This is a genomic window from Ruminococcus sp. 210702-SL.1.03 (assembly GCF_020559915.1).
In the GTDB taxonomy this organism is placed as follows: domain Bacteria; phylum Bacillota; class Clostridia; order Oscillospirales; family Ruminococcaceae; genus YE71.
Map to the genome: position 1 here is coordinate 1 of NZ_JAJCLZ010000086.1, position 1,504 is coordinate 1,504.

2 protein-coding genes are annotated in these 1,504 nt (G+C 58.6%); both read left to right on the top strand.

Annotation, left to right across the window (positions count from 1 at the left end; translation table 11 throughout):
• A partial coding sequence (locus LI114_RS13455; RefSeq protein ID WP_227221093.1) for a hypothetical protein occupies window positions 1-1,032 on the top strand: 1,032 nt, incomplete at its 5' end.
• A partial coding sequence (locus LI114_RS13460; protein WP_227221094.1) for a hypothetical protein occupies window positions 1,029-1,504 on the top strand: 476 nt, incomplete at its 3' end. The genes LI114_RS13455 and LI114_RS13460, both read left to right, overlap by 4 nt.

A 1,504-nucleotide genomic window follows, 5' to 3' on the forward strand; every position in this document is an offset into this window, starting at 1 on the left:
CAGCGCACCCACAGCGTCATATACACCGTCGGCGAGGACAGCTACAAAGTCAGCGCCGACGCCGCCGACAGTATCGCCGAGCTTTCGCGCCAATACACCTCGATGCTCGGCCAAACGGCGGACAGCATTTACAACTCTATGGACTTGTTCTCAAAGCCTGCCGAACTGGCTGAGGTGTCTGCCGAAGACCTCGTTTCGGCGATGGATAGCAACTACGAGCGCATTTCCAATTGGTCTGACGGACTGGCGGAGCTTATAGACCGCGGCGTTTCTGACGGTCTGATAGAAAAACTGCGCGAAGCAGGGCCCAGCTCGGCGGCTGAGATAAAGGCTATGACCTCGATGTCGGACACCGAATTGCAGGACTATTCCGACAAATTCGACGCGGCATATTCAAAGGCATACAAAGCCGCCGAAAAGTCGCTCGGCAATATGCGCGACGAATCTTCGCGGCAGATACAGAACATCATCTCGGACGTTGCGGGCAAGTCGCCAAGCTTGCAGGAAGCTTACGACATTCTCGGCGGATACGCGGCTGCGGGCTTTGCAAACGGTCTGACCCGCCCTGAAAAGCTTGCAGACATCGACCGCGCCGCACAGCAGATGGTCGACGCGGCATACCAGTCCGTCAAAGCGGCGGCAGGCATACACTCGCCCTCGCGGCTGTTCGCAGACCTCGGCGGATATATCCCGCAGGGCATGGCTCGCGGCATTTCGGGCGGCATGGCTGAGGTATCGGCTGCTGCTGCGGACATGGTATCTGCTGCGTCGGGCGAGGTGCGTTTGCCCGACTATACATCGGCAGACAGCGCTCACAATGCCGTCAGAGCCGCCGCTAAACGCGACGAACGAACGGCAGGCAGACTGACCGCCAACACTGCCGAGCACGCTCAGAACGCCGCAGAGAGCGGCAAACAGGCGGTGTTTAATCTAATCATTGACAGCAATACTGTCGCCAGTGTGATAGCGCCCGCGCTGGATATTATAAACGGCGCTAATCTAAACCTAGCAGCTAGGGGGGTAGCACGATGATTAAACAAATAACATTTAACGGCAAGTCAACAGGCGACTTTCGCGGTGTGACCGTTGCTAGCGGCAGCTGGGGCACGCCAAAGCCCCGCGTAGTGCGCGAGAGCGTGCCTTACCGCAGCGGCAGCACCGACCTATCGGCGGTGGGCGGCAAGGTCTACTACGACGACCGCGACCCGCAGTACGTTTTTAACGTTATCGGAGAGGACGCGGAGGACACCGCCGACCTTGTTTCGGACGTGACAAACTGGCTCTATTCGGAGGGCGACGGCGTTCTTAAAGACGAACACCTGCACGGCTGGAAGCTGACGAACTGCCGCTGTACCGACATCAGCTACGAGTACATAGACCAAGCACGGCGCGTGGTGCAGCTTACCGCGGCGTTCGCCGCAGACCCGTACATGATAAGCGAGGGCGCAGCGTTCGACATCGCGACGTTTACGGGCAACCGCTTAATGCTTCTCGATGTTGGCGA